Source organism: Bacillus pumilus (assembly GCF_038738535.1).
Lineage (GTDB): Bacteria > Bacillota > Bacilli > Bacillales > Bacillaceae > Bacillus.
Genome location: NZ_CP046128.1, coordinates 2,329,566 through 2,355,076, shown reverse-complemented (window position 1 = coordinate 2,355,076; position 25,511 = coordinate 2,329,566). Strand labels below are relative to the sequence as shown.

The 25,511-nt window shown below is 42.5% G+C and carries 25 protein-coding genes, 1 pseudogene and 1 riboswitch; of the genes and pseudogenes, 20 read left to right on the top strand and 6 right to left on the bottom strand.

Translation table 11 applies throughout. From position 1 onward, the window contains the following. Window positions 1-3: 3 nt before the first annotated feature. Window positions 4-1,146, bottom strand: coding sequence for an IscS subfamily cysteine desulfurase (locus GKC25_RS11960; protein ID WP_170938408.1), 1,143 nt, complete (start codon window positions 1,144-1,146; stop codon window positions 4-6). A gap of 97 nt (window positions 1,147-1,243) precedes the next feature. Here GKC25_RS11960 and nadB point away from each other — a divergent pair, with 97 nt between their 5' ends. From nadB to GKC25_RS11935, 5 genes are all read left to right on the top strand, one after another. Next, complete coding sequence (gene nadB / locus GKC25_RS11955; RefSeq protein WP_342689804.1) at window positions 1,244-2,815, top strand: L-aspartate oxidase; 1,572 nt, start codon at window positions 1,244-1,246, stop codon at window positions 2,813-2,815. Next, window positions 2,797-3,660 carry a carboxylating nicotinate-nucleotide diphosphorylase gene (gene nadC, locus GKC25_RS11950; RefSeq protein WP_034661605.1) on the top strand — a complete coding sequence of 288 codons (864 nt, stop codon included), beginning with the start codon at window positions 2,797-2,799 and terminating at the stop codon, window positions 3,658-3,660. Before nadB ends, nadC begins: the two co-directional genes overlap by 19 nt. Then, window positions 3,647-4,756, top strand: coding sequence for a quinolinate synthase NadA (gene nadA, locus GKC25_RS11945; RefSeq protein WP_034661601.1), 1,110 nt, complete (start codon window positions 3,647-3,649; stop codon window positions 4,754-4,756). The genes nadC and nadA overlap by 14 nt, the downstream gene beginning before the upstream one ends. A 131-nt stretch (window positions 4,757-4,887) precedes the next feature. Continuing rightward, window positions 4,888-6,288: a SafA/ExsA family spore coat assembly protein gene (safA, locus tag GKC25_RS11940; protein ID WP_187703990.1), complete on the top strand. Its 1,401-nt coding sequence runs from the start codon at window positions 4,888-4,890 to the stop codon at window positions 6,286-6,288. A gap of 324 nt (window positions 6,289-6,612) precedes the next feature. After that, window positions 6,613-7,230, top strand: a complete 618-nt coding sequence (locus tag GKC25_RS11935) for a YhcN/YlaJ family sporulation lipoprotein (protein ID WP_060596878.1) — start codon at window positions 6,613-6,615, stop codon at window positions 7,228-7,230. A 48-nt stretch (window positions 7,231-7,278) separates the two neighbouring features. Here GKC25_RS11935 and GKC25_RS11930 read toward each other — a convergent pair. Next, window positions 7,279-7,751, bottom strand: a pseudogene (locus tag GKC25_RS11930) (lysine transporter LysE). 240 nt (window positions 7,752-7,991) lie between these two features. After that, window positions 7,992-8,100: riboswitch (TPP riboswitch) on the top strand. Between the two features lie 126 nt (window positions 8,101-8,226). Between GKC25_RS11930 and thiC the strand changes: the two are divergent. Then, window positions 8,227-9,987 (top strand): phosphomethylpyrimidine synthase ThiC, encoded by a 1,761-nt coding sequence (gene thiC, locus GKC25_RS11925; RefSeq protein ID WP_342689803.1) that lies wholly within the window; start codon window positions 8,227-8,229, stop codon window positions 9,985-9,987. A gap of 36 nt (window positions 9,988-10,023) precedes the next feature. On the opposite strand, the gene GKC25_RS11920 is transcribed toward thiC, so the two are convergent. Next, a complete protein-coding gene (locus tag GKC25_RS11920) occupies window positions 10,024-10,170 on the bottom strand; it encodes a hypothetical protein (protein WP_162839368.1) in 147 nt (48 codons plus the stop codon). A gap of 191 nt (window positions 10,171-10,361) precedes the next feature. Here GKC25_RS11920 and GKC25_RS11915 point away from each other — a divergent pair, with 191 nt between their 5' ends. Beyond that, window positions 10,362-10,544, top strand: a complete 183-nt coding sequence (locus GKC25_RS11915) for a hypothetical protein (protein ID WP_003216799.1) — start codon at window positions 10,362-10,364, stop codon at window positions 10,542-10,544. Window positions 10,545-10,576: 32 nt separating this feature from the next. Here GKC25_RS11915 and GKC25_RS11910 read toward each other — a convergent pair whose 3' ends face one another. Then, window positions 10,577-11,221 (bottom strand): serine/threonine protein kinase, encoded by a 645-nt coding sequence (locus GKC25_RS11910; protein WP_034661587.1) that lies wholly within the window; start codon window positions 11,219-11,221, stop codon window positions 10,577-10,579. Between the two features lie 238 nt (window positions 11,222-11,459). Between GKC25_RS11910 and GKC25_RS11905 the strand changes: the two genes are divergently transcribed. From GKC25_RS11905 to yajC, 7 genes are all read left to right on the top strand, one after another. Next, the gene (locus tag GKC25_RS11905) at window positions 11,460-11,960 is read left to right on the top strand and encodes an intercompartmental signaling factor BofC (RefSeq protein WP_181185478.1); all 501 of its coding nucleotides are present in this window, start codon (window positions 11,460-11,462) and stop codon (window positions 11,958-11,960) included. 148 nt (window positions 11,961-12,108) lie between these two features. Beyond that, on the top strand, window positions 12,109-12,714 hold the full coding sequence (gene ruvA / locus GKC25_RS11900) for a Holliday junction branch migration protein RuvA (protein ID WP_034661580.1): 606 nt from the start codon (window positions 12,109-12,111) through the stop codon (window positions 12,712-12,714). Window positions 12,715-12,725: 11 nt separating this feature from the next. Beyond that, window positions 12,726-13,730, top strand: a complete 1,005-nt coding sequence (gene ruvB / locus GKC25_RS11895; RefSeq protein WP_095285510.1) for a Holliday junction branch migration DNA helicase RuvB — start codon at window positions 12,726-12,728, stop codon at window positions 13,728-13,730. Continuing rightward, entirely contained in the window at window positions 13,723-13,923 is a 201-nt protein-coding gene (locus tag GKC25_RS11890; RefSeq protein ID WP_034661574.1) for a DUF2905 domain-containing protein, read from the top strand. Before ruvB ends, GKC25_RS11890 begins: the two co-directional genes overlap by 8 nt. A gap of 34 nt (window positions 13,924-13,957) precedes the next feature. Continuing rightward, window positions 13,958-14,986 carry a tRNA preQ1(34) S-adenosylmethionine ribosyltransferase-isomerase QueA gene (gene queA, locus GKC25_RS11885; protein WP_034661572.1) on the top strand — a complete coding sequence of 343 codons (1,029 nt, stop codon included), beginning with the start codon at window positions 13,958-13,960 and terminating at the stop codon, window positions 14,984-14,986. Between the two features lie 31 nt (window positions 14,987-15,017). Continuing rightward, window positions 15,018-16,163 (top strand): tRNA guanosine(34) transglycosylase Tgt, encoded by a 1,146-nt coding sequence (gene tgt / locus GKC25_RS11880; protein ID WP_034661568.1) that lies wholly within the window; start codon window positions 15,018-15,020, stop codon window positions 16,161-16,163. A gap of 47 nt (window positions 16,164-16,210) precedes the next feature. Beyond that, window positions 16,211-16,477 (top strand): preprotein translocase subunit YajC, encoded by a 267-nt coding sequence (gene yajC / locus GKC25_RS11875; RefSeq protein WP_003216659.1) that lies wholly within the window; start codon window positions 16,211-16,213, stop codon window positions 16,475-16,477. 49 nt (window positions 16,478-16,526) lie between these two features. Here yajC and GKC25_RS11870 read toward each other — a convergent pair whose 3' ends face one another. Continuing rightward, on the bottom strand, window positions 16,527-16,904 hold the full coding sequence (locus tag GKC25_RS11870; RefSeq protein WP_034661565.1) for a TIGR04086 family membrane protein: 378 nt from the start codon (window positions 16,902-16,904) through the stop codon (window positions 16,527-16,529). 165 nt (window positions 16,905-17,069) lie between these two features. On the opposite strand from GKC25_RS11870, the gene GKC25_RS11865 reads away from it, so the two are divergent. Next, complete coding sequence (locus GKC25_RS11865) at window positions 17,070-17,732, top strand: DUF421 domain-containing protein (protein ID WP_034661562.1); 663 nt, start codon at window positions 17,070-17,072, stop codon at window positions 17,730-17,732. Window position 17,733: 1 nt separating this feature from the next. On the opposite strand, the gene spoVB is transcribed toward GKC25_RS11865, so the two are convergent. Next, window positions 17,734-19,284 carry a stage V sporulation protein B gene (spoVB, locus tag GKC25_RS11860; RefSeq protein ID WP_034661559.1) on the bottom strand — a complete coding sequence of 517 codons (1,551 nt, stop codon included), beginning with the start codon at window positions 19,282-19,284 and terminating at the stop codon, window positions 17,734-17,736. A gap of 115 nt (window positions 19,285-19,399) precedes the next feature. Between spoVB and GKC25_RS11855 the strand changes: the two genes are divergently transcribed. From GKC25_RS11855 to recJ, 5 genes are all read left to right on the top strand, one after another. Continuing rightward, complete coding sequence (locus tag GKC25_RS11855) at window positions 19,400-19,696, top strand: post-transcriptional regulator (RefSeq protein ID WP_003216788.1); 297 nt, start codon at window positions 19,400-19,402, stop codon at window positions 19,694-19,696. 41 nt (window positions 19,697-19,737) lie between these two features. Beyond that, the gene (gene secDF / locus GKC25_RS11850) at window positions 19,738-21,966 is read left to right on the top strand and encodes a protein translocase subunit SecDF (protein ID WP_034661556.1); all 2,229 of its coding nucleotides are present in this window, start codon (window positions 19,738-19,740) and stop codon (window positions 21,964-21,966) included. Window positions 21,967-22,152: 186 nt separating this feature from the next. Next, on the top strand, window positions 22,153-22,641 hold the full coding sequence (locus GKC25_RS11845) for a cation:proton antiporter regulatory subunit (protein ID WP_034661552.1): 489 nt from the start codon (window positions 22,153-22,155) through the stop codon (window positions 22,639-22,641). 101 nt (window positions 22,642-22,742) lie between these two features. Continuing rightward, entirely contained in the window at window positions 22,743-23,096 is a 354-nt protein-coding gene (locus GKC25_RS11840; RefSeq protein WP_095285506.1) for a LapA family protein, read from the top strand. Window positions 23,097-23,177: 81 nt separating this feature from the next. Next, entirely contained in the window at window positions 23,178-25,502 is a 2,325-nt protein-coding gene (gene recJ / locus GKC25_RS11835; protein WP_342689802.1) for a single-stranded-DNA-specific exonuclease RecJ, read from the top strand. Window positions 25,503-25,511: the final 9 nt, after the last annotated feature.

Here is a 25,511-nt window from a genome sequence, read left to right as displayed (position 1 = left end):
GTCTTATGCTCCTTTCTTCTCCTTTTGCAATTGTTCAAATGTATGCAAAAGCTGATCGATGTCCTCTTTTGATGACTTCGATCCAAATGATACTCGAATGAATTGAAGAGCATCACGATCTGATACGTGCAATGCCTTCACAGCCGGGGAAGGATGGTGATAACCAGAAGCACATGCGCTTCCAGTCGATATACAAACCCCATGCCGGTTACATGCTAACATTACATATTGTCCTTCAAACCCTTCAAAAAAACAACCAATAATATGAGGCAGCATGCGGCGATTGCCATTGTTTTGAAGTGTACGAACAGGAAGCTGTCTCATTTTCAGCTGCTGAAGAAAATAATCACGAAGCTGCTCATTCTGTCGTTGCTGCTCATCCAGCTTAAGCATCAATTGTTCACTCGCAGCAGCAAAAGCACCGATGCATGGAACGTTCACTGTTCCAAGGCGGAAGCCACCTTCCTGAACTGCACCTGAATATAAAGGCTTCCAAGGAACATGAGCGCTCATATAGACAGCACCAGCTCCTTTAGGTGCATACACTTTATGGCTAGAGATGGACACGGCATCAACCCCAAGCTCCTTGATGGACACACGAATCTTTCCGAATGTTTGCACGGCATCTGTATGAAAAAGAATGTGCCTTTCTTTTAAAAGGGGTGCTAATTCAGCGAGCGGCTGGATAATCCCTGTTTCTGAATTAGCATGCTGAATAGATACTAGTCCTGTTTCAGGCAATAATGCTTCTTTGAGAATGTCCTGAGTGATGATCCCATCTTGATTCGGTTCAATGATTGTGACCTTCACGCCAAGACGCTCTAAGCTACTAACCGCGTGATGAACAGAAGGGTGCTCTACAGAAGTTGTGATGACATGCTGCCTGTGTGCTGGCAGACCATTTGCGATCGATTGAATCGCCAGAAGATTGGATTCTGTTCCGCCGCTTGTAAAGTAGATGCCGTCTGGTTCGCCCTCAAGAATGGCAGCGAATGATTGTCTGCTGTAAGTCAGTATGTCATTTGCTCTTCCACCTGCATCATGAAGACTGCTTGCATTCCCGTAGCAATCTTGACTTAGCTGCTGAAAAACATGCAGTGCTTCCTCTGAAACAGGTGTAGAAGCTGCGTAATCTAAATAAACCAATCCATCCATCTCCTATGAGAAAATTTTTTCTTGTATTTATTGTAGTGTTGTGTAATGATATGTGTCAAGACAGGTGTAAATGACAGGAGGGGCGAAGGTGTCATCAATCAAAAAAGTCATTGTGGTGGGATCAGGCATTGCAGCGCTTTCCTTTGCAAAAACCATTTCAGAAAGCTGCCAAGTTATCATGATGACAAAAAAACAATTTTCCTCTAGTAATTCCATGCTTGCACAAGGAGGAATCGCTGCTGCCTTTTCAGCACAGGATTCAGTTCATCAGCATGTACAAGACACATTAGCTGCCGGCTGTGATCACAATGATGAGAGGGCGGTACAAGAGATCGTAAGTCTTGGAAAGCAATTGGTAGAGCAGCTCGTAGAAGAAGGCTGTCCATTTGATCAAACGGAGACGGGCGAGCCGCAATTAGGTAAAGAGGGGGCACATACGACTCATCGCATTTTGCATGCAGGAGGAGACCAAACAGGCAAAACACTCGTGCAGTATTTAAAAAGTCAGCTTGGCTCACATATTCATTTATACGAATATCACCATGTCATTGATCTATTGGTCCATGAAGGAACCTGCATGGGTGTGGTGTGGAAAGACGAGAAAGGACACGTCCATACCATGACCGCAGATGCAGTTGTTTTATCCACGGGCGGCTGCGGCTCCCTATATGAAACAAACACAAATGACCCTTCTGTAACAGGAGACGGACTGATGATGGCCTATCGAGCCGGGGCACAATTAGCAGATCTTGAATTTGTTCAATTCCACCCCACCCTCTTGACGATCGCTGGAAAAGCAGTCGGTCTCGTTTCAGAGGCAGTCCGGGGAGAGGGAGCCTATTTAGAAGATGAAACAGGCAGGAGGATGATGAAAGGCATTCACCCACAAGCTGATTTAGCGCCTAGAGATGTGGTCGCTAGAGCTATTTTTCATGAGCAGCAATTAGGTCATGATCTGTATCTCAATATCAGCGAAATTCCACATTTCTCAGTTCGTTTTCCAGCCATTGCTGAAATGTGTGAACGGGCAGGTATCGATTTGGCAAGCGGCAGGCTCCCAGTTTCCCCTGGTATGCATTTTTTAATGGGCGGAATCTGCGTGAATGAATATGGAGAAACCACTGTTCCATCTCTTTTTGCTATCGGAGAAGCGGCCTGTACAGGATTACACGGAGCGAACCGATTAGCGAGTAATTCTCTATTGGAAGGTCTCGTTTTAGGAAACAAAGCGGCACGGAGAATTGAACAGGTACCTAAACAGAAAAAAACAGTCCCATCTTTTTCTATTCAAGAAGTATGGTCCGTCCCAGCGATTTCAGAGGATCAGTTGAGACAATGGATGATGACATATGCCGCAATTGTAAGAGACGAAAAAGGGCTAAAGACCTTGCTTCAAGTATTACAGCAAGTCCCTTATCAGCAAACGAATGTGAAAAATATCACAAGTGAACAGATCGAATTAAGCAATCAATGGGCATTAGCGATTTGCCTTGTGAAGTCTGCATTACTTCGTACAGAAAGCAGAGGCGGCCATTTTCGAATGGATTATCCAAATCGGAATGATGCTTTGTGGCGGGGCATGCAGATTGTCCATGAAAAAGGCCACATTCATATGATGAAAAATGAAAGGATCGGTGCCAAATGGAACGTTTACAGTTAAAACAAATGATGACTCATTTTTTCACAGAAGATATTGGCTTTGGAGATGTATCAGCTGATGCCATTTTTGGAGAAAAGAAAGGAACAGCATACATCATCGCAAAACAATCGGGTGTATTGGCAGGTTCTCAAGTCATTGACATAGGGTACCGCCTGCTGAATGAACAGATTCAAGCTGAGTTGTTTTTTGAGGAAGGTGATTGGATTCATTCAGGCGCTGTGCTGGCGAAAATAAAGGGGCCGGTCAGCGACTTATTAAAAGGAGAAAGGGTCATTTTGAATGTCTTGCAGCGCATGACAGGTATCGCCACATTAACACATGAAGCGGTGCAGCGATTAGCGGATCCGTCGATTACGATTTGTGATACGAGAAAAACGACTCCCGGCTTGCGTATGTTAGAGAAATATGCTGTGAAGACAGGGGGCGGAAAGAATCATCGCTTCGGCTTATCAGATGGGGTGATGATTAAAGATAATCATATTGCCGCATGCGGCTCTATTCGTGAAGCTGTAGAGAAAGCAAGAGCATATGCGGGTCATATGGTGAAAATTGAAGTAGAAATTGAATCAGAAACGCAGCTAAAGGAAGCCATTGATGCAAAAGCCGATGTCATCATGTTTGACAACTGCTCTCCGGACGAGGTAAAACGTTTTAAACAAATGACACCGGAGACAATTCTGACTGAGGCTTCAGGAGGCATCACGCTTGAGACATTGCCAAGTTACAGAGGGACAGGTGTCGACCTTATTTCACTTGGTTTTCTGACACATTCTGTTCCAGCATTTGATTTTAGTATGAATATGGAATTCAGTCATAAAGGGGGAACAACTCATGTCACTGCTTGATGTACTTGCGAAACAACATGCAGCCATGATGCCAGAAGAATATAAACACCGATCTGTTGAAGAGATGAAGCAGCGTGTGTTAGACATTAAACGATCCTTTGGATCAAAACTCTTTATACCAGGGCATCATTATCAAAAGGATGAAGTCATCCAATTCGCAGATGCAACAGGAGATTCATTGCAGCTCGCACAAATAGCCGCGGACAACAAGGAAGCGGAGTACATTGTTTTCTGCGGTGTTCACTTCATGGCTGAAACGGCAGACATGCTGTCAAACAAGAATCAAAAGGTCCTATTGCCAGATATGAGAGCAGGCTGTTCAATGGCAGATATGGCGAACATGAAACAAACGGATAGAGCATGGGAGCAGCTCACTGATCTGTTTGGGGAGACAATTCTTCCACTTACGTATGTCAACTCAACAGCTGATATTAAAGCATTTGTCGGAAAGCATGGCGGGGCCACTGTGACATCATCAAACGCTAAAAAAGTGCTGGAGTGGGCGCTCACACAAAATGAGCGCATTCTGTTTCTCCCTGATCAGCATTTAGGGCGTAATACGGCATTCGATTTAGGCATTTCACTAGAAGAAATGGCTGTCTGGGATCAAATAGAAGAAAAGCTCATCACCGATCAGCCGCTTTCCCGCATCAAGATGATTTTATGGAAAGGCCATTGCTCTGTCCATGAGAAATTTACGGTGCGGAATATTGAAGAAACGAGAAAAAGAGACCGTGACATTCAAATCCTTGTCCATCCAGAATGCACGCATGAAGTCGTCAGGGCTTCTGATCTTGCCGGTTCAACGAAATTTATTATTGATACGATTAAGGAAGCGCCAGCAGGAAGCAAGTGGGCGATTGGAACAGAGATGAATTTAGTCAAGCGGATAATAGATCAGCATCCAGATAAACAAATTGAATCCCTCAATCCGGATATGTGTCCATGTTTGACCATGAATCGGATCGATCTTCCTCATTTGTTATGGTCACTAGAAAGCATTGAGAAAGGTGATCCGGTCGGTTTGATTCAGGTCAATGAAGACATTACCAAAGAGGCTTTACTTGCACTGAATAAAATGCTCGCCATTAAATAATAAATCAGCCCCTCCTATCAGAAAACAAGTTTTTATCATATCGGCTTGTAAATAGGCATAAATTTATGGTGAAACATATTGTACTTCTGACATAACCGTTACGTTCACGTTTTGCATAGGAGGGGAAAACGTTGAAAATTCATATTGTGCAAAAAGGAGACTCCCTTTGGAAAATTTCAAAGAAATACGGAGTCGACTTTCAAGAATTGAAAAAACTAAATTCACAACTCAGTAACCCAGATTTGATCATGCCGGGTATGAAGATCAAGATTCCATCTAGTGGTGTTCCTGTAAAAACAGATCATCACAAAGCAAAAGAAATGCCAAAGCCGAAAGAACATCCGTATGTGAAAGAAAAGCCAAAAGATGTCGTGCAAGTGCAAGATACGAAGCCGAAAGAAAAGCCAAATGAACCGGTACCTTATGTACCGCCAGTGCCAAAGATCGAGCATCCAGTTTTTCCACAAGTCGATGTGAACTATTATCAGACCAATCTCTACCAGCCATTCACGCCTCCTCCCAAAAAAGAACATCATGAGAAAAAAGATTACGTTCATGAAAAGAAAGATCATGTTCATGACAAAAAGGATCACAAAGATCATGTTCATCATGAAAATAAGGACTATAAAGATAACAAAGAACATTTTTATGATGAAAATAAGGACCATAAAGATAATAAGGAACATTTTCTTCATGAAAATAAGGACTATAAAGATAACAAAGAACATTTTTATGATGAAAATAAGGACCATAAAGATAATAAGGAACATTTTCTTCATGAAAATAAGGACCATAAAAATAACAAGGACCATTTTTATGATGAAAATAAAGGCCATCTAAAAGATGAAGTGGCAAAGGGGTATGATCCGTTTATTCATATTCCGCATCAAAAGGAGGAGGGAAAAGATATGGAGCAAAGCAATTACCCAAACCTTCCTAATTTCCCGCAAATGCCGAATGTTGGAGGCGCAGCGGTAGGAGGAATGGCTGAGAATAAAGAGCATCATCACCATCACCAGCATCATGACTCATATGATCCTTATTATGGTTTTGGTCATGGACATTACATGCCGGCAATGTATCCATACCCGCAACAAATGGTGCCAGCATCGCCAATTTTACCAGGTTCAGGTCTTTGTTATCCTGTCCAGCCATATTATCACCATCACATGATGCCATATCCATACCCAGCTCAGCCGTATTATCCTGCGTATCAAGCGCCAGCTTATTACGGGGAACATTATGAACATCATGCACATCATGCAAACGATGGGCATCACTGGCACCACCATATGCACCCAAATGACAATGCGAACGTGAATCAAGGCTTTTATCCAAACGTTTCAAATGAAGCTTATGGCAAGGAAGACTGCGGATGTGATGATGGCATGAAGCAGCATCAGCCGTGGCCAGGACATTATCCGAATCCTGTTCCTTATGGCCAAATGGGGGGGTATCCAGCTCAGCCTTATATGCAGCCATATCCAGGTCAATCTGTTTTTGCAAGGCCAGAAGAAGACGAAGAAGAGTAATGACAGAAGGAACGATCTCAATCGTTCCTTTCAGCGTGTAGACAAACCCTCGCATTCGGTGTCAGGTCTGCGCTCCGGTGCTCACGAATGTCAAATTCGCTCCGCTCCGGTACTCGTCCTTCCTAGACTGCAAAGGTTTTCAAGTCACGCTGAAAAAGAGACAAAGGGCTAAAATAAAGATCATTTTAACAATCTGGAAGGAACGATCTCAATCGTTCCTTTTTTTGTTTATAACTGACAGCTTGATTTTTTCCCAAACTGTACATGCTAAAACAGAGCCTGTTTCGCGCTCATGAGATTGAATTTGTACAGGGGGTTTTTCGTTTGAGACAAAAATGGCAAAAAACGATCGCATTAGTGCTTCTTCCTATTGGGTTAACGGCATGTGGTACAAATGATAATGCAGGTGTAGATACACGTCATAATCAATCAGGTCAGCCAGTCGGATATCATTCGAATAACCGTGCGGCTGACAATAATCAAGATCATCAAGGGCCAGTTTCTGAACTCATGGAGGGGATGAACGGTGGGAACACAACGAATGTTGATTATCGCACCCGTCCTCAAGCCGATGATCGAATGCCTCTCGCAGGTGGAGATGGACGCTACAGTCATGGAGATATGAACTATCATAACCAAATGTCGTTCTCTGGCTACGATAAACAAGAGAACGTCCAGCGTTCAAGAAAAATTGCCAACCGTGTCAATAAAATGAACCACGTTGCAGACTCACAGGTGATGGTGACAGATGAAAATGTGTATATTGCCATTAAATCAGATGGACGTCTGACGTCAGAGGGCGTATCACAAGTTGAAGAAGCAGCGACTCGTTATGCGGATGGAAGAGCTGTCCAAGTCATTAAAGACGAGGGTGCTTTCACACGCTTTAGAGATATGAGAAGAACACAATTTGAAACAGGCCAAACAGGCATGACTCGATAGGTTGGAGAATAAGAAAGGCTAAAGTTCCTCAAGAACTTTAGCCTTTTCTTAAAAATAACCCTTGATGCCTGTATAAAATTCGTTAAAGAAATACCAGCCAAATCCAAGTAATAAAATACCTTTCTTGTTAAGGATACAAGGGGGAGAAGACAGATGTCATGAAGGAGAATCCCTGCCAAAATACCGCCTGAAGCCAGCATAAATTCAGATGAATCTGTTTTTGGATATGCATCTGCCAGTACAGGGGATACCGCGACAAGCAAGCCGTTTCTGTACGTTTTTGCGAATGATTTATTGACTTTTTCGCCAGCTAAATGGATGTCTTGATCCGAATTATTAAGAATACTGCTCCGATCAGCCAGAGCGGGATTTGGACAAATGGCAGTGATAAAAACTGAGCAAATTCAGCATCCATCAAAGAATCCGTTTTTTAATCCCTGTTTTGTCATTTCAACCGTGATCGCTCCAACTGGCAGAGCAATTGACAATCCTACGACGATAAATGCGAGAAATATTTGCAATCGACTAGAACTTCCTTTGGAAAAGTTTGTATAAAAATTCTCAGTTTAGATTAACTATACATATTAGGAGAAAAGGATCAATGATTATTTCATATTTTATCGAAATGATTGGGAGAGATGATGTATATAAAGGTGCATATCAAGCTTGCTGTATCTCTTTTGTAGTGGAAAGGAACTATTTTCCTAAAACTTCTTTTTTTCATGGCATCTCTATGCTACACTGTTGTGGAAATCAATAAATAATGTGACTAGGGGTGCCCGCAGTTGGGCTGAGAGAGAAGTGTATGCTTCTTAACCCTTTGGACCTGATCTGGCTCGTACCAGCGTGGGGAAGTTGAAGATGATACATGGGTCATATGGATGACATTCATGTTTATTTCTGTCGACGAAACCAGGTTCTGTTCATAGAGCCTGGTTTTTTGCTGGTGCTGATTCCATCCTGTCCGGTGACAAGAAGAGAAGGAGAGAACAGCAAATGAAAGAAAAGAAAAATACCCCAACAACTCAATCCTTATTATCAAGCTTTGACGGCAGCCGAAAGGTGTATGAGAAAGGATCAAGACCTGACATTTTAGTGCCAAAAAGGGAGATTGCTCTCTCAAAAACTGTGACACAGGCGGGGAACATTCAAAATGAACCGATTCGTGTGTACGATACGAGTGGACCGTACACTGATGAGAGAGCCCATATTGATGTCACTAAGGGATTAAAACGCCTTAGGGCAGCATGGATCGAAGAAAGAGGGGATACAGAAAGCTATGAAGGGCGCCATGTGAAACCAGAAGATAACGGATATCGTTCTAAGGAAAAAGAGTCCTTTCATCATGTTCATACTGATTTTCATCATGAGCCGCTCCGCGCAAAACAAGGTGCCTGTGTGACGCAAATGCATTATGCAAAAAAAGGTATTGTTACGCCTGAAATGGAGTTTATCGCGTTAAGAGAAGAGCTAAGCCCTGAGTTTGTGAGAGAGGAAGTAGCCAGCGGAAGAGCAGTCATTCCAGCGAATATTAACCATCCTGAAAGTGAACCGATGATTATTGGAAGGCATTTTCACGTCAAAATCAATGCGAATATTGGCAATTCAGCTGTGACATCATCCATTGATGAAGAGGTAGAAAAGATGACATGGGCGATCAGATGGGGTGCAGACACCATGATGGACCTGTCTACAGGAAAGGACATTCATACAACGAGAGAATGGATCATACGGAATTGCCCAGTCCCAGTAGGAACCGTTCCCATTTATCAGGCGCTTGAAAAAGTAAATGGAGTGGCAGAAGATTTGACGTGGGACGTGTACAGAGACACATTAATTGAACAAGCAGAGCAAGGAGTAGACTACTTCACGATTCATGCGGGCGTGAGGTTAAGGTATATTCCGCTGACAGTCGATCGGGTGACCGGAATTGTTTCAAGAGGCGGTGCCATTATGGCAAGGTGGTGTCTTGCCCATCATCAAGAGAATTTCCTCTATACCCACTTCGAAGACATTTGTGAGATTATGAAAACGTATGATATTGCTTTTTCACTTGGAGACGGTCTGAGACCAGGCTCGATTGCTGATGCCAATGATGAGGCGCAGTTTGCAGAGCTTGAAACGTTAGGTGAATTGACAGAGATCGCTTGGAAACATGATGTACAGGTGATGATTGAAGGGCCTGGACATGTTCCGATGGATAAAATCAAAGAGAATGTGGACAAGCAAATGGAGATTTGCAAAGAGGCACCATTTTATACGTTAGGGCCTCTTACAACAGATATTGCCCCGGGATATGATCACATTACATCCGCCATCGGTGCGGCCATGATCGGCTGGTATGGAACAGCGATGCTATGTTATGTGACGCCAAAAGAGCATTTAGGTCTGCCGAACAAAGAAGATGCAAGAGAAGGTGTGATTGCCTATAAAATTGCCGCACATGCCGCTGATCTAGCAAAAGGACATCCTGCTGCTCAAAAGCGCGATGATGCTTTATCGAAAGCGAGGTTTGAATTTAGGTGGCGTGACCAATTCCACCTGTCACTTGATCCAGAAAGAGCGATGGCGTTCCATGATGAAACATTGCCTGCGGAAGGCGCTAAGACTGCCCATTTTTGCTCGATGTGCGGACCGAAGTTTTGCAGTATGAAAATTTCCCATGATATTCGCAATCAATCAGAAGAAGTGAAAAGAGAGATGGAGAAGAAGGCGAAGGAGTTTATCAGCCAAGGAAGTCAAATTTATTCATCCTAAAAAAAGAACCTCGCACATATGTTGTGCGGGGTTCTATCAGATCGCGGAAAAGGCTTTTCTTAAGATGTGGAAAAATGTCTTTAATGCAATCCCTATCATGTCCAGACTCGGAATGAGGGCATCTGTTAAATGAAAAAAGACGGTTTGTCTTTCGGGAGAAGTTCGTTTCTTTTTCCGTTTCATGAAGACAGCCTCCTTTTTAAATAATATACTTCTTTGCAAAGCAGAGGGATAGAGATGTTGTTTGAATTTAAACAAAATTTAAACTTCTTGTGTTTGAAAGGAAAGAAGGAGGGGAAACGAGTTGAATAGAGAATGAATGAAAAGAGCCGATCTATTTGGCCAGCTAACAAGAAAGAGTGGAAGGTGATCTTATGATGAAAGTATTTAAGGTAACATTTCATATGAACAATGGGGAAGTGCTTGATTTCGAGCTAAAACGCCCAGCTACCTATGATGTGTATAAGAAAATTGAAGAAGCCAATCATTGGTTTAAGCTGAATAATGAAATCATTAATTTATTAAATGTGAATAGCATCCACGTAGAAACAGATTAAAACAGAAAGCCGCTCTCTCTGAGCGGCTTTCATTATGCAGAAAAATCATTTCGATTATTAAGCTGACCGCGGGACAGCCAGTTCTTTTTATACAAATAAGCAATCACTTCAAGCCATAGACGCGGTGCTTTTTTAGGGAAAAAAGGTTTTTGATAATAAGCGTAAGCGGCTTTTAAATCATTCCATTGGTGGCATGCTTTTGTTTGTGTGAAACGGGCTACGTCGATGACCCTGACCTGGCCTTCCTTTGTTAAGATCAGATTCCGCAGATGGATATCAGAAGGATTCAATCCTTTCTCACGTGCTTCTTCTAGCGCATCATCGACTTGTTCAATCATTTGTTTTTTAATAGGAATCCCCTTTGTGAGGCATTCATAGAATGTGTAGCCTTTAATATATTCCATTAAAATATACTGATCCCCAGATTCATAAATCTCAGGGTAGTAAGACGAACCAGAAAGTTTTTCATAAATGGCGGCTTCTTTGCGGGCAATATGTTGATAAGAAGGGAAAAAGACTTTTAGTGCCATTTTCTTGCCGTCTTTTTTGTATGAAAAGACATAGGCACTTCTTCCTTTGCCGCACAGTTCAAGCTCTGCCGGTTTAAAGGCAAGCTTATGAAGACGTTTATCTTCATGATACTGAATCGATTCGGCTAATCTTTTAACATCTGACATTGACTTCACCTTCTTTGGTTTCAGTTTATGCGGCTGAAAAACGAATGATGAAAAAAACGAGTCATTCGATAAAGCAATGGATTGTATAAAACATACCATTTACGAATGAAGGATACAACGAAAGACTCTTCCCATATATTCATTCATCGATTTGGTTAATGTTTAGAAAAATGGGTCAAACTACATATGTCATGCATCGATCTCATGTTCTAAAGAGGTGTAAATAGTGAAAGTGAAGATGAAATGTTTCGTTACAGGACTTATCATGACAAGTGTGCTTTTTTTCGCTGCGGATATGGAAGGAAAAGAACACTTGCAAAAGCAGTCAAACTCTATCACCGTGCAGCTTGAAAAAGTCTATCTAGACGGAGATGTGAGTATTGAAAGACACCGGGCATCATTAGAAGACAAAGACACATTCTGGGCACAGTATAAAGGCTGGACGCTAGTAGAACAGAGAGAGGATTTTGCGCTTTTTAGAAAGCAAATTGATGATATCTCTCCATTAAGTAAAGCAAATGGATATATCGGGTTATCAGAGGACGGTGTGATTTCTACGTTTCATGGAAGGCCTGACGGCTGGGCGGAGCCTATTCATCTCTTTTTTCAAATTGATACGTCCCGTTTAGAAAGTCATGTGGAGGAGCAGCTTGAGCAAGGCATTCCTTTTCGAACAAAGGATGAATTTGAGCATGTGCTTGAAGTCATGAAGCCTTACCGAAATGAAATATCGTTTTAAAGCGTGTAACAGCTTGCTGGTGTGAAGGCCGCAAGCTGTTTTTCGTGGTTTCATCGTAAAAATGCATTGAGCGAACGTATGTTAACTTTTATTGCGGTTTTCTTCTCGATTTATGTTACAATGAAGAACAGTCAAAGAGGTGAAAACGGTGATAGAGTTTGTAAAAGGGACCATTGATTATGTGTGCCCGCAATATGTTGTCATTGAAAACGGCGGAGTGGGATATCAAGTCTATACCCCAAACCCGTTTATCTATCAAGTAAACAAACAAGAAACGATTTATACGTATCATTACATAAAGGAAGACGCTTTTTCGTTATATGGATTTCAAACGCGAGAAGAAAAAGCGCTGTTCACAAAACTGTTAAATGTCACGGGGATTGGGCCGAAGGGGGCTCTAGCGATTCTTGCTTCCGGTGATCCTGGCGCTGTCATTTCAGCGATAGAACGTGAAGATGAAGCGTTCCTGATTAAGTTCCCTGGTGTTGGCAAAAAGACAGCTCGCCAAATCATTCTCGATCTAAAAGGAAAGCTAGCCGATGTCGTACCGGAAATGATTGGCAACCTATTTAATCACGAGGACCATATTCAGGTCGAAACGCAGCAAACGGCATTAGACGAAGCGCTTGAAGCCTTACATGTTCTTGGATACGGTGATCGTGAAATTAAAAAGGTTCTTCCATTATTAAAAGAAGAAAAGAATCTCACAACCGATCAATATGTGAAAAAAGCTTTACAAAAAATGTTGAAATAGGGTGATGTCTCATGGATGAACGGCTCGTCTCAACTGAAGCAGACAACCATGAATCAGCCATTGAGCAAAGTCTGCGGCCACAGACACTTAGCCAATATATCGGTCAGCAAAAAGTAAAAGATAACCTCAGTGTGTTTATTGAAGCTGCCCGCATGAGGCAGGAAACACTCGATCACGTCCTTTTATATGGACCGCCTGGACTCGGGAAAACAACGCTTGCGTCGATTATCGCCAATGAAATGAATGTTCAGCTGCGTACAACATCTGGACCAGCGATTGAACGTCCTGGCGATTTGGCGGCAATCTTAACTTCTCTTGAGCCAGGTGATGTGTTGTTTATAGATGAAATTCATCGCTTGCAGCGCTCAATTGAGGAAGTGCTTTATCCGGCAATGGAGGATTTTTGTTTAGATATCGTCATTGGCAAAGGAGATACAGCGCGCTCTGTACGGCTTGATTTACCGCCATTTACACTTGTAGGTGCCACGACCCGTGTAGGGCTTTTAACAGCACCGCTTCGTGACAGGTTTGGGGTACATGCAAGATTGGAATACTATGAGCAAAGAGATTTGGCTCACATTGTGGCAAGAACAGCCGAGCTGTTTGAGATTGGGATCGATCTTCGCTCAGCCGAAGAGATCGCAAGACGTTCCCGGGGCACGCCAAGGGTTGCCAATCGTCTGCTCAGAAGAGTAAGAGATTTTGCGCAGGTGCTTGGGAATCATGCGATTACCAAGGACATTGCGGAAGATGCCCTTGAGCGCCTTCAAGTCGACAGGCTTGGCCTGGATCATATAGACCATAAGCTGCTTTTAAGTATGATCGAAAAATTTAGAGGCGGTCCTGTTGGGCTTGATACAATCTCAGCGACAATTGGAGAAGAATCACATACGATTGAAGATGTGTACGAACCGTATTTACTGCAAATTGGTTTCCTGCAAAGAACACCAAGAGGACGGGTCGTCACAAGAGAAGCGTATGAACATTTTCAAATGGAGGTTCCGATTCGTGACTGAATTCCCTAAAATATTGATGATTTTAGGCGGTGTCCTTTTTGCCGCAGGATTAGTATTTCAATTGGTTGGTAAGCTTCCAGGTGATATTTTTGTGAAAAAAGGAAATGTGACGTTCTTTTTTCCTGTGATAACATGCATTGCCATTAGCATTGTGCTAACCATATTACTTAATATCTTTGGACGGATGAAATAACGTTAACTAGTTAACTACAGAATAGGTGAAGGAAATGAAGCTAGAACTATTTGATTTTGATTTACCAGAAAGATTGATTGCACAAGTGCCGCTTGAAAAACGAGATGCATCAAGACTGATGGTCTTAAACAAACAAACGGGTGCGATGACACATGATACATTCTCACAAATCACCGATTATTTTCAAACGGGTGATTGTCTCGTTTTAAACAATACACGCGTTCTGCCTGCACGTTTGTTTGGAATGAAAGAGGATACAGGTGCAAAAGTTGAACTTCTTCTATTAAAACAAGAGGAGGGAGACAACTGGGAAACACTTGTAAAACCAGCCAAACGGGTGAAAAAAGGAACGGTTATCACATTTGGTGATGGACGGCTTCAAGCGGTATGTACAGAAGAGATGGAACATGGCGGAAGAAAAGTTAAGTTTCAGTATACAGGCATTTTTTATGAAGTACTTGAATCCCTCGGTGAGATGCCGCTGCCTCCTTATATTAAAGAGCAGCTTGACGATCGTGAACGCTATCAAACGGTGTATTCAAAAGAGGTTGGCTCCGCTGCTGCTCCAACTGCTGGTCTTCACTTTACAAACGAGCTGCTGGATGCGCTGAAAGCAAAAGGTGTGCATATAGCTTTCATTACACTGCACGTGGGGCTTGGTACTTTTCGTCCGGTCAGTGCAGAACGTATTGAAGAACACGAAATGCACGCAGAGTTTTACGAAATGAATGAAGAAACAGCTGAAGAGCTCAATCGCGTTCGCAAGGAAGGCGGACGGATTATTTCAGTTGGGACAACGTCAACGAGAACGCTCGAAACCATTGCAAGTGCGCATGACGGCGAATTCAAAGCGTCAAGCGGCTGGACGTCAATCTTTATTTACCCAGGCTATACATTCAAGGCCATTGATGGCATGATCACGAATTTCCATCTGCCAAAATCCTCGTTAATCATGCTTGTCAGCGCATTAGCTGGACGAGAGCATGTACTAAAAGCGTACAATGAGGCTGTAAAAGAGGAATACCGATTCTTCAGCTTTGGCGATGCCATGCTGATTCAATAACATCATACAACAAAGACAGGAGGGCTCATTTTTGTCGCAATTACCGATACGTTATGAGTTCATTAAAACATGCAAACAAACAGGTGCACGACTAGGACGCGTTCATACACCGCACGGCTCCTTTGAAACACCTGTATTTATGCCGGTAGGTACACTGGCTACAGTCAAAACGATGGCACCTGAAGAACTAAAGGCAATGGATGCAGGCATCATCTTAAGCAATACGTACCACCTATGGCTCCGTCCGGGTCATGACATTGTGAAAGAAGCAGGCGGGCTGCACAAATTTATGAACTGGGATCGAGCGATTCTGACCGATTCAGGCGGATTCCAAGTATTCTCTTTGAGTGAATTTAGAAAAATTGAAGAAGAAGGCGTCCACTTCCGTAATCACTTAAACGGAGACAAGCTGTTCCTTTCTCCTGAAAAGGCCATGGACATCCAAAATGCGCTTGGCTCTGATATTATGATGGCATTTGATGAATGTCCGCCATATCCAGCAGAGTACGACTACATGAAACGTTCTGTGGAGCGGACAAGCAGATGGGCAGAGCGCTGTCTAGAAGCGCACCAGCGTCCAGAGGACCAAGGGCTGTTTGGAATTGTCCAAGGCGGAGAATACGAAGAGCTTCGGAAACAAAGTGCAAAAGATCTGGTTTCACTTGATTTCCCAGGCTACGCCATCGGAGGCTTATCTGTTGGTGAACCAAAAGATGTGATGAACCGTGTACTGGAGTTCACAACGCCATTGTTACCGGCAGACAAGCCAAGGTACTTAATGGGTGTCGGCTCACCAGATTCCTTAATTGACGGTGCCATTCGCGGTGTAGATATGTTTGACTGCGTATTGCCGACGCGAATTGCAAGAAACGGCACCTTGATGACAAGCGAAGGACGTCTTGTTGTGAAAAATGCAAAATATGAGCGTGATTTCAGACCAATCGATGAAAATTGTGACTGCTACACATGTAAAAACTACACACGCGCCTATATTAGACATTTAATCCGAACAAATGAAACGTTCGGAATTCGATTAACAACTTATCATAATCTTCATTTTCTGTTAAAATTAATGGAGCAAGTGAGAGAAGCTATCCGTGAGGATCGTTTAGGTGATTTTAAAGAAGAGTTTTTTGAGCGTTATGGCTTTAACAAACCGAATGCGAAAAACTTTTAACGCATAAACGAAAGGCTTTATAATGCTTTAGAAAGGGGTGAAATAGAATGGATGGTGGTATGGGTTCAATCATTATGATTGTTGTCATGTTTGCTGTGCTTTACTTCTTGTTAATCCGTCCACAGCAAAAGCAACAAAAAGCTGTGCGTCAGATGCAGCAATCTTTATCAAAAGGCGATAAAATCGTCACAATCGGTGGTTTACACGGTGAAATCGACTACATTGATGAATCAAAAGTGGTCATCAAAACTAGCGAGAACAACCGTTTAACTTTCGATCGACGTGCTATTAGAGAATTAGCTGACAAAGGTTAATCCTCCAATACATAGCCATAAAAAAAGAGCGATATGATCCGCTCTTTTTTTATTTGCCTCGAAGATTGACGCCAATCATTCCGCCCAGCATACAAATCCCTAGAAATGCCCCATGATAGATAAACTGCTCTGGTGAAAAGGTTTCTCCAAACCCTAAATATTGAAATAAGAATACAGTGAGAGAAAAGATCATAGAAGTGATCGCGCCAATGAGCCAGCCGCGCTCCTTTGCTTTTCCTCCAGAAATGATCCCTCCTAATAAAAGTGCCACAAAGGACAAAATCATAATCATCCATTTAAACGATGATTCCTGCATACTTGTGAAGGTAAGCATGAGCGATACAAGTAAGCTTGTGACAATCATCACGATAAAAATGGCCATTAAGCCGGATAAAATCCCTTTTCCGATTTGTTTCGTTTCCTGCATGTGATTCGTCTCCTCTCCAATTGACCGAAGCTTGTCTTTTACTAAAATGTATTCACCGTGAAGAAAAAATAGACATGTTTCTCACGATAAAAACAGAGGCTTTCTTTTCTACATAAATAAAGTGTTTTGACACAAGCTATGGTGGAGAAGGAGGGTTTACATCACATGCAGGACATCTTGATTATCTCCATGAGAACAATCATTTTATATTTTCTTGTTTGGTTTATTTTTCGGTTAATGGGCAAGAGAGAAATTGGCGAATTGAGTATTTTAGATCTTGTCATTTTTATGATGATCGCAGAAATTGCAGTTCTCGCCATAGAAGAAGTCGAAGATCACATGTTACATACGGTATGGCCGATCCTGCTGTTAACCTTCATTCAAATCACACTCGCCTACCTTTCATTGAAATTCCAAGGTGTCCGGCGCTTTCTAGACGGCAAACCGACCCTGCTCATCATCAATGGGAAAATCGACGAGGGTGCGATGAGAAAACAGCGATACAATTTTGATGACCTGCTTATTCAATTAAGAGAAAACAACATCGATAGCATTCAGGACGTCTCTTACGCCATTTTAGAGCCATCCGGAAAGCTTGCGGTCGTTGAAAAAGAAAACAAGCACACACACGGAGCGCTTGAGCTGCCACTTATTGCAGATGGTGTTGTACAGCACGATCATCTGAAGCAAATTAATCAAAATGAACAGTGGCTGAAAGATGAGCTTGCCAAAAGGGGCTATCATGAAATTGATCAGATTTCCTACTGCAGCTTTAATCAAAAGACATTTTATATTGATTTGAAAGATGAAGTGATCAAGAAGAGATGAGCTAAAGCAGTTTCCCAATGAATGGGATGCGGCGAAGCTCTTCACGCTTCACTAGCCCTAGACAGATTAATAGAATGACATATAGCATACACGTAACAAAGATCAGCATCACAAGCTCAATAGGGGCAGAAAAGAGCCCGTTTACTTGAGACTTCAGCCAAAGGCTGACAGCCCCGGTGCCGATGATCACAAGAACGCATATCCCATATTCCTTCATTGGTAAATGGATAGGCAGTACTTTACCGACAGTTGCCGCATGAAGCAGCGTGACGAGGACGATGCCGATTAATATCGCGAGTGCTGCCCCCATAATGCCAAAGCCCGGCTGTGAAGCAAGGACAAAAATCATCCCTGTTTTCACAACAGCACCTATCAGACTATTCGTCATCGCCGCACCAGCTAAATTGAGTGCTTGCAGGACAGCTTGAAGCGGCCCTTGAAAATAATATAATAGAAAAAATGGGGCCATGAATTTCACATAGATAGCCGCATGCGATGAACCATACATAAAGAGCGTTAAATCTTCTGCATAAACGAAAAGAATAATACAGGAAATGCCTCCGCTGAGTAGACAAAGACGCATCGCCTGCTTCAGGCGGTATTCGACCGTTTTGCGTTTGTTCTGCTCCATTCCTTCACTGATCGCCGGGACCAATGCAGTGGATAGAGAGTACGTAATAAAGCTAGGCAGTGTCAAAAGGGTCAGCGCAAGACCAGTCAACTCCCCATACTGCCTTGTCGCTTCTACAGCCGCATATCCAGCAATAGCAAGACTTTGCGCGACAACTATCGGCTCTAAAAACCACGAAATATTCCCGATGAAACGGCTGCCTGTTGTTGGCAGGGCAATACTCATCAGCTGCTTAAACGTGTCCTTACCGTCATGAATCGCCTTAAAAAATCGTTTTCGAATACGAATGGTCTTTTTATAACGAAAGGCAATCAGTAAATATGCAAGTGAAATCATCTCTCCAATGACAGATGAAATCATCGCACCAGCTGCCGCGTATTCAATCCCATAAGGAAGGAAAGCTGTTGTACATACTGCCACTAGAGAAATTCTTGCGACCTGTTCCAGTACTTGAGATATGGCAAGCGGGCTCATTTGCTGTCTGCCTTGAAAATATCCTCTCAGCACACTGGAAATGGCGATGACTGGGACAACGGGAGTAATGGCAAGCAGTGGATAGACCGTTCTAGGATCTGTCAGCATATTTTCTGCCATGATGGGTGCAAACCATAAAAAGAGCGGCGTGAATATCAGGCTGAGTGTCCCTGTTATCGCAAGGGACATGACTAGAATACGTTTAGTTTTCTGTTTGTCACCCCGGGCTTCTGCTTCTGCGACAAGCTTGCTAATAGCGACAGGCAGTCCAAATTGTGTCAGCGTCACAGCGAGAAAAAAGGTAGGGGCAGCCATCATATAAAGCCCGACTCCTTCTTCGCCAATGAACCTTGCAATCACAATCCGATTGACAAAACCCAATATTCTCGTGATAAAACCTGCTAAAATTAAAATAATCGTGCCCTTTAAAAACGTTTGCTTCGTCAAATCAAAGATCACCTGCCTTCTCAAACGACATAGAATCATATACAATAAGATATGCGTGTATATCGTCCAAGCATGACAAGTCTCTCGATAAAAACTGAAAAGGGGGAGCATCCCATTGACACAACATCCGGCTGCAATTTACAAAGACCATTTAAAGCCTTTTCTGTTCAGTAAGCTTGAAGAATTCATCGTTTTGGGCTATAAAGATGTAGATTTAGAGGAATTATGGTCATACTTAGAGAATAAGAAGTGGAAGAAAAAACAAGAGTATCCGATTCATGAAATGGTTGCAGATATTTTATCTGTGAAAATTGGCGAATTTATGAACTATGCAACCGTTCAGTCGTTTAAAACGTCTGCTTTTTTGGACAGTGAAGATGGCAAGAATATGCTAGATGAACTGTTGAAATAAGCCATCTTAATGGATTCAGGTGTTTAAGGAGGAAATACATAATGAAAAAAGGGCGCATTCTTGCGTTTTTCTTAGTGGTTCTGTTAATCGGAACTGGCGTAGGCTTACTAACAAAGCCTGTTGCGAAAGATATGACGCTAGGGCTGGATTTGCAGGGTGGATTTGAAGTCCTGTATGATGTACATCCAGTGAAAAAAGAGGACAAGATTACAAATAGTGTCCTCGTCAGTACAGTGGAGGCTTTAAACCGAAGAGCCAATGTGCTAGGTGTAAGTGAACCGAACATCTCGATTGAAGGCAACAATCGTATCCGCGTGCAACTTGCGGGAGTAAAAGATCAAAACAGAGCTAGGGAGATTCTTTCGACTGAAGCACAGCTATCCTTCAGAGATACGAATGATAAAGAACTCCTAAACGGGGCTGACTTGGTCGAAAACAGTGCAAAACAAACATTCAGTCAAACGAATGAGCCAATTGTGACGGTTAAACTAAAGGATGCGAAAAAATTTGGTGACGTCACAAGAAAAGTAGCGGCGATGGCGCCGAATAACCAGCTTGTCATTTGGCTTGATTACCACAAAGGAGATTCCTTCAAAAAAGAAGTCTCAAAATCAAACCACAAGTATGTCTCTGCGCCGAATGTGAACCAAGAAATTAATAGCAGTGACGTGCAAATTGAAGGGAAATTTACTGTCCAAGAGGCAAAGGACCTTGCAAGTATTTTAAATGCTGGGGCATTGCCAGTGAAATTAACAGAAAAATATTCAACATCTGTGAGTGCACAGTTTGGTGAACAAGCACTGAACGAAACGGTGTTCGCAGGAATTGTAGGAATCGCATTTATCTTCTTATTCATGCTGCTTTATTACCGATTACCTGGTCTTATTGCTGTCATCACACTTTCAGCTTATATTTACATTACGCTTCAAGTGTTTGACTGGATGGGTGCAGTCATGACTCTGCCTGGAATTGCGGCACTGATTCTAGGGGTAGGGATGGCTGTTGATGCCAACATTATTACTTATGAGCGGATCAAAGAAGAACTCAAGCTCGGCAAATCTGTCCGTTCTGCTTTTAGATCAGGGAACCGCCGATCATTTGCGACCATCTTTGATGCAAACTTAACAAGTATCATTGCCGGCGGCGTGCTGTTCTTCTTCGGGACAAGCTCTGTAAAAGGATTTGCAACGATGCTCATCCTCTCGATTTTAACAAGCTTTATCACAGCTGTCTTCCTATCAAGATTCCTTCTTGGTCTTCTTGTTGAAAGCCGCTATCTTGACCGGAGAAAAAGCTGGTTTGGTGTTCGTCAAAAAGACATTATGAACATTCACGAAACAACAGAAAATACCGAGCCGAAAACGCCATTTGATAAGTGGGATTTCGTCAGCAAACGTAAAGGATTTATGATTTTCTCAGCTACTATCACCATTGCGGGAATCATCGTTCTTTCCATCTTCAAGCTGAATGCCGGAATTGACTTTACAAGTGGAACTAGAATTGATATCCAAAGTGATCACAAGCTGTCAACTGAACAAATCGAGCAAGACTTTAAAAAACTGGACCTTGAGACAGACAGTGTCGTGTTATCGGGTCAAAAAGAAAATCAGGCAGCAGCGAGATTTGTCGGTGTGCCGAACAAAGAAAAGATTGCTGAAGTGAAAGATTACTTCAAAGATAAATACGGAACGGAGCCGAACGTAAGTACAGTGTCTCCGACTGTTGGAAAAGAACTTGCCCGAAATGCATTATATGCTGTCATCATTGCTTCAATCGGGATCATTTTATATGTATCCATTCGTTTTGAATATAAAATGGCAATTGCAGCGATTATCTCACTACTATATGATGCGTTCTTTATCGTGGCCTTCTTTAGTATTACGCGTTTAGAGGTGGACGTCACCTTCATTGCGGCGATTCTCACAGTCATCGGATATTCGATCAACGACACGATCGTCACCTTTGACAGGGTTCGTGAACAAATGAAGAAACGCAAACCAAAAACCATTGAAGATCTTTCGTACATTGTGAACTTGAGTTTACAGCAAACCTTTACGCGATCTGTCAACACGGTATTAACCGTACTTGTCGTTGTGATCGCACTGCTTATCTTTGGATCAGCATCTATTACAAACTTCTCCATCGCCTTACTTGTCGGTCTGTTAACAGGGGTGTACTCATCTCTATATATCGCAGCGCAAATTTGGCTCATGTGGAAAGGCCGTGAGATGAAAAAACCGGCGAAGATTGATACTGAGCAAGATATTTAATGTAGCGAGACTGCCTAATTGGCAGTCTTTTTCTGTAGTTTCTCCGGATCAGCAGTCGATTCGAAAAAACATTTCGGGTTTCATTGATCTTGAAATGGTCTTTTGCTATAATGACATACGTTTAGATCAGTATAGAAAGCAAGTGTCCGTTTGAGGCATTTGGCTTTATTCATTGGAGGGGCTGTTATGAAGGTTCGGGAAACTGAACTGCCAGGTATCGGTCACAAAGCCGAAATGATCACAAGAAATAATGAGAAGCTTGCCATCATTACACACGATGACGGCAGAAGAGAAATGTATCATTTTCAAGAGGACGACCATGAAGAATCTATTTCTGGTATTTTGCTAAACGATGAAGAAGCAAGACAAATTGCAGCTATTTTAGGCGGCATGGTATATAAGCCGAAAGCGCTTGAAACTGTAGAGGTAGCCATTGATGAACTGATGATTGAATGGTTTAAGATTGAAAAGAATGCACCAGCTGTTCAGCAGACAATCGGAGACCTCAATGTCCGCCAAAATGATCAAGTAACAGTCATCGCTATCGTGAGAAAATCACATGAGAAGATTTTAAATCCAGGACCTGATACGGTCATTGAAGAAGGGGATACCCTTGTTATTTCTGGAGAAAGACAAGAAATAAAGAACCTCATTAAAGAAAAACTCAGCAGCTAATCATGCCCATGCTGATAGATTTTCTTCCGCTCTTTTCTTTCTGTGTTTAAAAAGGACAAGGAAAAGGGAAGAATAAAAGAAAAAGCTTGGGGGATATGTAGATGAACAAACAACAATGGACCATCATATTCGCATTTATTTTCGTATTAATTGTCTCAGTATTTGCCGTGATCAATGTGCGGCCAGTGCAAGTTGACTACTTATTTGGAACGGCTGAATGGCCGCTGATTCTTGTCATTATTGGTTCTGTGCTCATGGGCGGACTCATTGTGGCTTTCGCAGGGATTTTCCAAATTGTGAAACTAAAACGTGAACTAAAGGCTTTAAAAGCTGAGCGTGCAGCCGCACCTGCATCTGCTGTTTCGAATAAAAAGATCGACAAAGACGTTCAAAAGAAACCGAATGTGACGCCTTTAAAAGAACAGCCAGCATCATTTGACCGGAAGGAAAAATAATCTTCCAGCACAATTTCATAAAATAAAAATTGAAACCCCTCAGGCCACTCTAGTATAATAGTGTGGTTGAGGGGTGAATTTATGTTATTATCCAAAATGCGCTGGGAATATGAACATCCAAGCGAAGAAAAAGTGAAATCACTCTCTGAAAATCTGAATATTTCAGCGCTGACTGCATCGCTTCTTGTAAAAAGAGGACTCGAAGAAGTAGAAGAAGCGAGGTCTTTTTTATTTGATCAAAAAGCCGAATTTCATGATCCATTTCTATTAAAAGGAATGAAAGAAGCAGTAGAGCGCATCAATAAAGCGATCGAAGAGCAGGAATCGATTGTGATCTTCGGAGACTATGATGCGGATGGTGTGACAAGTACGTCTGTGCTTTTACATACATTAAAAGAGCGGTCTGCGAAAGTAGACTTTTATATTCCAGATCGATTTAAAGAAGGCTACGGGCCTAATGAACAGGCTTTCCGATATATCAAAGAGCAAGGCGCATCGCTTGTCATCACGGTCGATACAGGCATTGCAGCTGTAAATGAAGCACGTATTGCAAAAGAAATAGGGTTAGACCTGATCATTACAGATCACCATGAACCAAGTGAGGAGCTGCCTGAGGCACTTGCGATTGTCCATCCTAAGCAGCCGGGCTGTGAGTATCCCTTTAAAGAACTTGCCGGTGTAGGCGTAGCGTTTAAAGTGGCGCATGCACTCCTTGGAAAGCTGCCAGCTCAGCTGTTAGATCTTGCGGCAATTGGGACAATAGCGGATCTTGTGCCGCTTCATGATGAGAATAGATGGCTCACCAAAAAAGGGCTTGTGCAGCTTAGGCAGTCGAATAGACCGGGGCTGAAAGCGTTATTGAAAGAAGCGGGAGCTACTCTTGAAGAAGCAAATGAAGAAACGGTCGGCTTTCAAATTGCGCCAAGGCTGAATGCTGTAGGGCGAATTGAGCAGGCAGATCCAGCTGTTCATCTTCTCATGACAGAGGATAAGGATGAAGCAGAAGAGCTCGCTCGTTTTGTACAAGAACTCAATAAAGAACGTCAAAAAATTGTGAGTACGATCACAGAAGAAGCCATTCAAATGGTGGAAGAGACAGGTGATGACCAGTCTGCGATCGTTGTAGCGAAAGCTGGCTGGAATCCGGGTGTTGTCGGAATTGTTGCCTCTAAATTGACGGATAGATTTTCACGTCCGGCGATTGTGCTTGGAATAGATGAAGAGACGCAAATGGCAAAAGGATCAGCGCGGAGTATTCCTGGCTTCGATCTATTTTTCCATTTAAGCAAATGCCGCGACATTCTGCCGCATTTCGGCGGGCACCCGATGGCTGCGGGTATGACACTTCGAGCGGATGATGTTCCTTTACTAAGAGAAAGATTAAATCAATATGCGAATGAAACGTTGACAGAAGAAGATTTTATTCCGATTCAGCGGGTCGATGCCGTATGCAAGGTAGACGAATTGACGGTTGAAGCGATTGAAGAAGTGGGGATGCTGTCACCATTTGGCATGCAGAATCCAAAGCCGTTCATCATGATTGAAGATGCGAGGCTTGAAGAGATCCGAACGATTGGGGCAAATCAGAATCATATTAAAATGTCTCTGAAAGACGAAGACAAGCTGCTTGACTGTGTCGGTTTTCATCAAGGTCAATTAAAAGAAGAAATTGTCACAGGTAGCCGCATTTCCGTAATTGGTGAAATGTCCATCAATGAATGGAATAACCGGAAGAAACCTCAGCTTATGCTAAAAGATGCCCGAGTAGATGAATGGCAGCTGTTTGATTTGCGCGGCAAAAAGGATTGGGAAAAGACAATCTCCACGCTTGATCCAGAAAAATATGTGGTGGTCTGTTTTGACGAAGAAACAAAACAGGAAGTCAATATCCCAATTTATCATGTCCATGCAGAAAATGTTTCAACGTTCGATGTAGAGGGCAAGTATATCGTCTTTGCGGATGTTCCTGCAGATGAGCATTTGCTAAGGCAGCTTTTAGAAAACCAAAAGCCAGCTAGAGTTTATACGGTTTTTCAAAGAAAAGAAGATCATTTTATGTCTTCTTTCCCTAGCCGTGATCAATTCAAATGGTTTTATGGATTCTTGTTAAAACGAGGAAGTTTCCCCCTCAAAGAACAAGGAATGGAGCTTGCCAAACATAGAGGCTGGACAAAAGATACAATCATTTTTATGACAAAGGTGTTTTTTGAACTCGGTTTTGTTAAAATAGAGAATGGTGTGCTGTCAATAGTACGTGATGCCCCTAAAAAAGATTTAACGGCATCAGCATCCTATACAGCAAAACAACGATTGATGGAACTCGATCAAACACTAACATATTCCTCAGCCAAAGAGCTGAAGGAATGGCTGAATAGCATGATGAGCGAAGTCTCACCTGTGCTTTGACGTACGAGG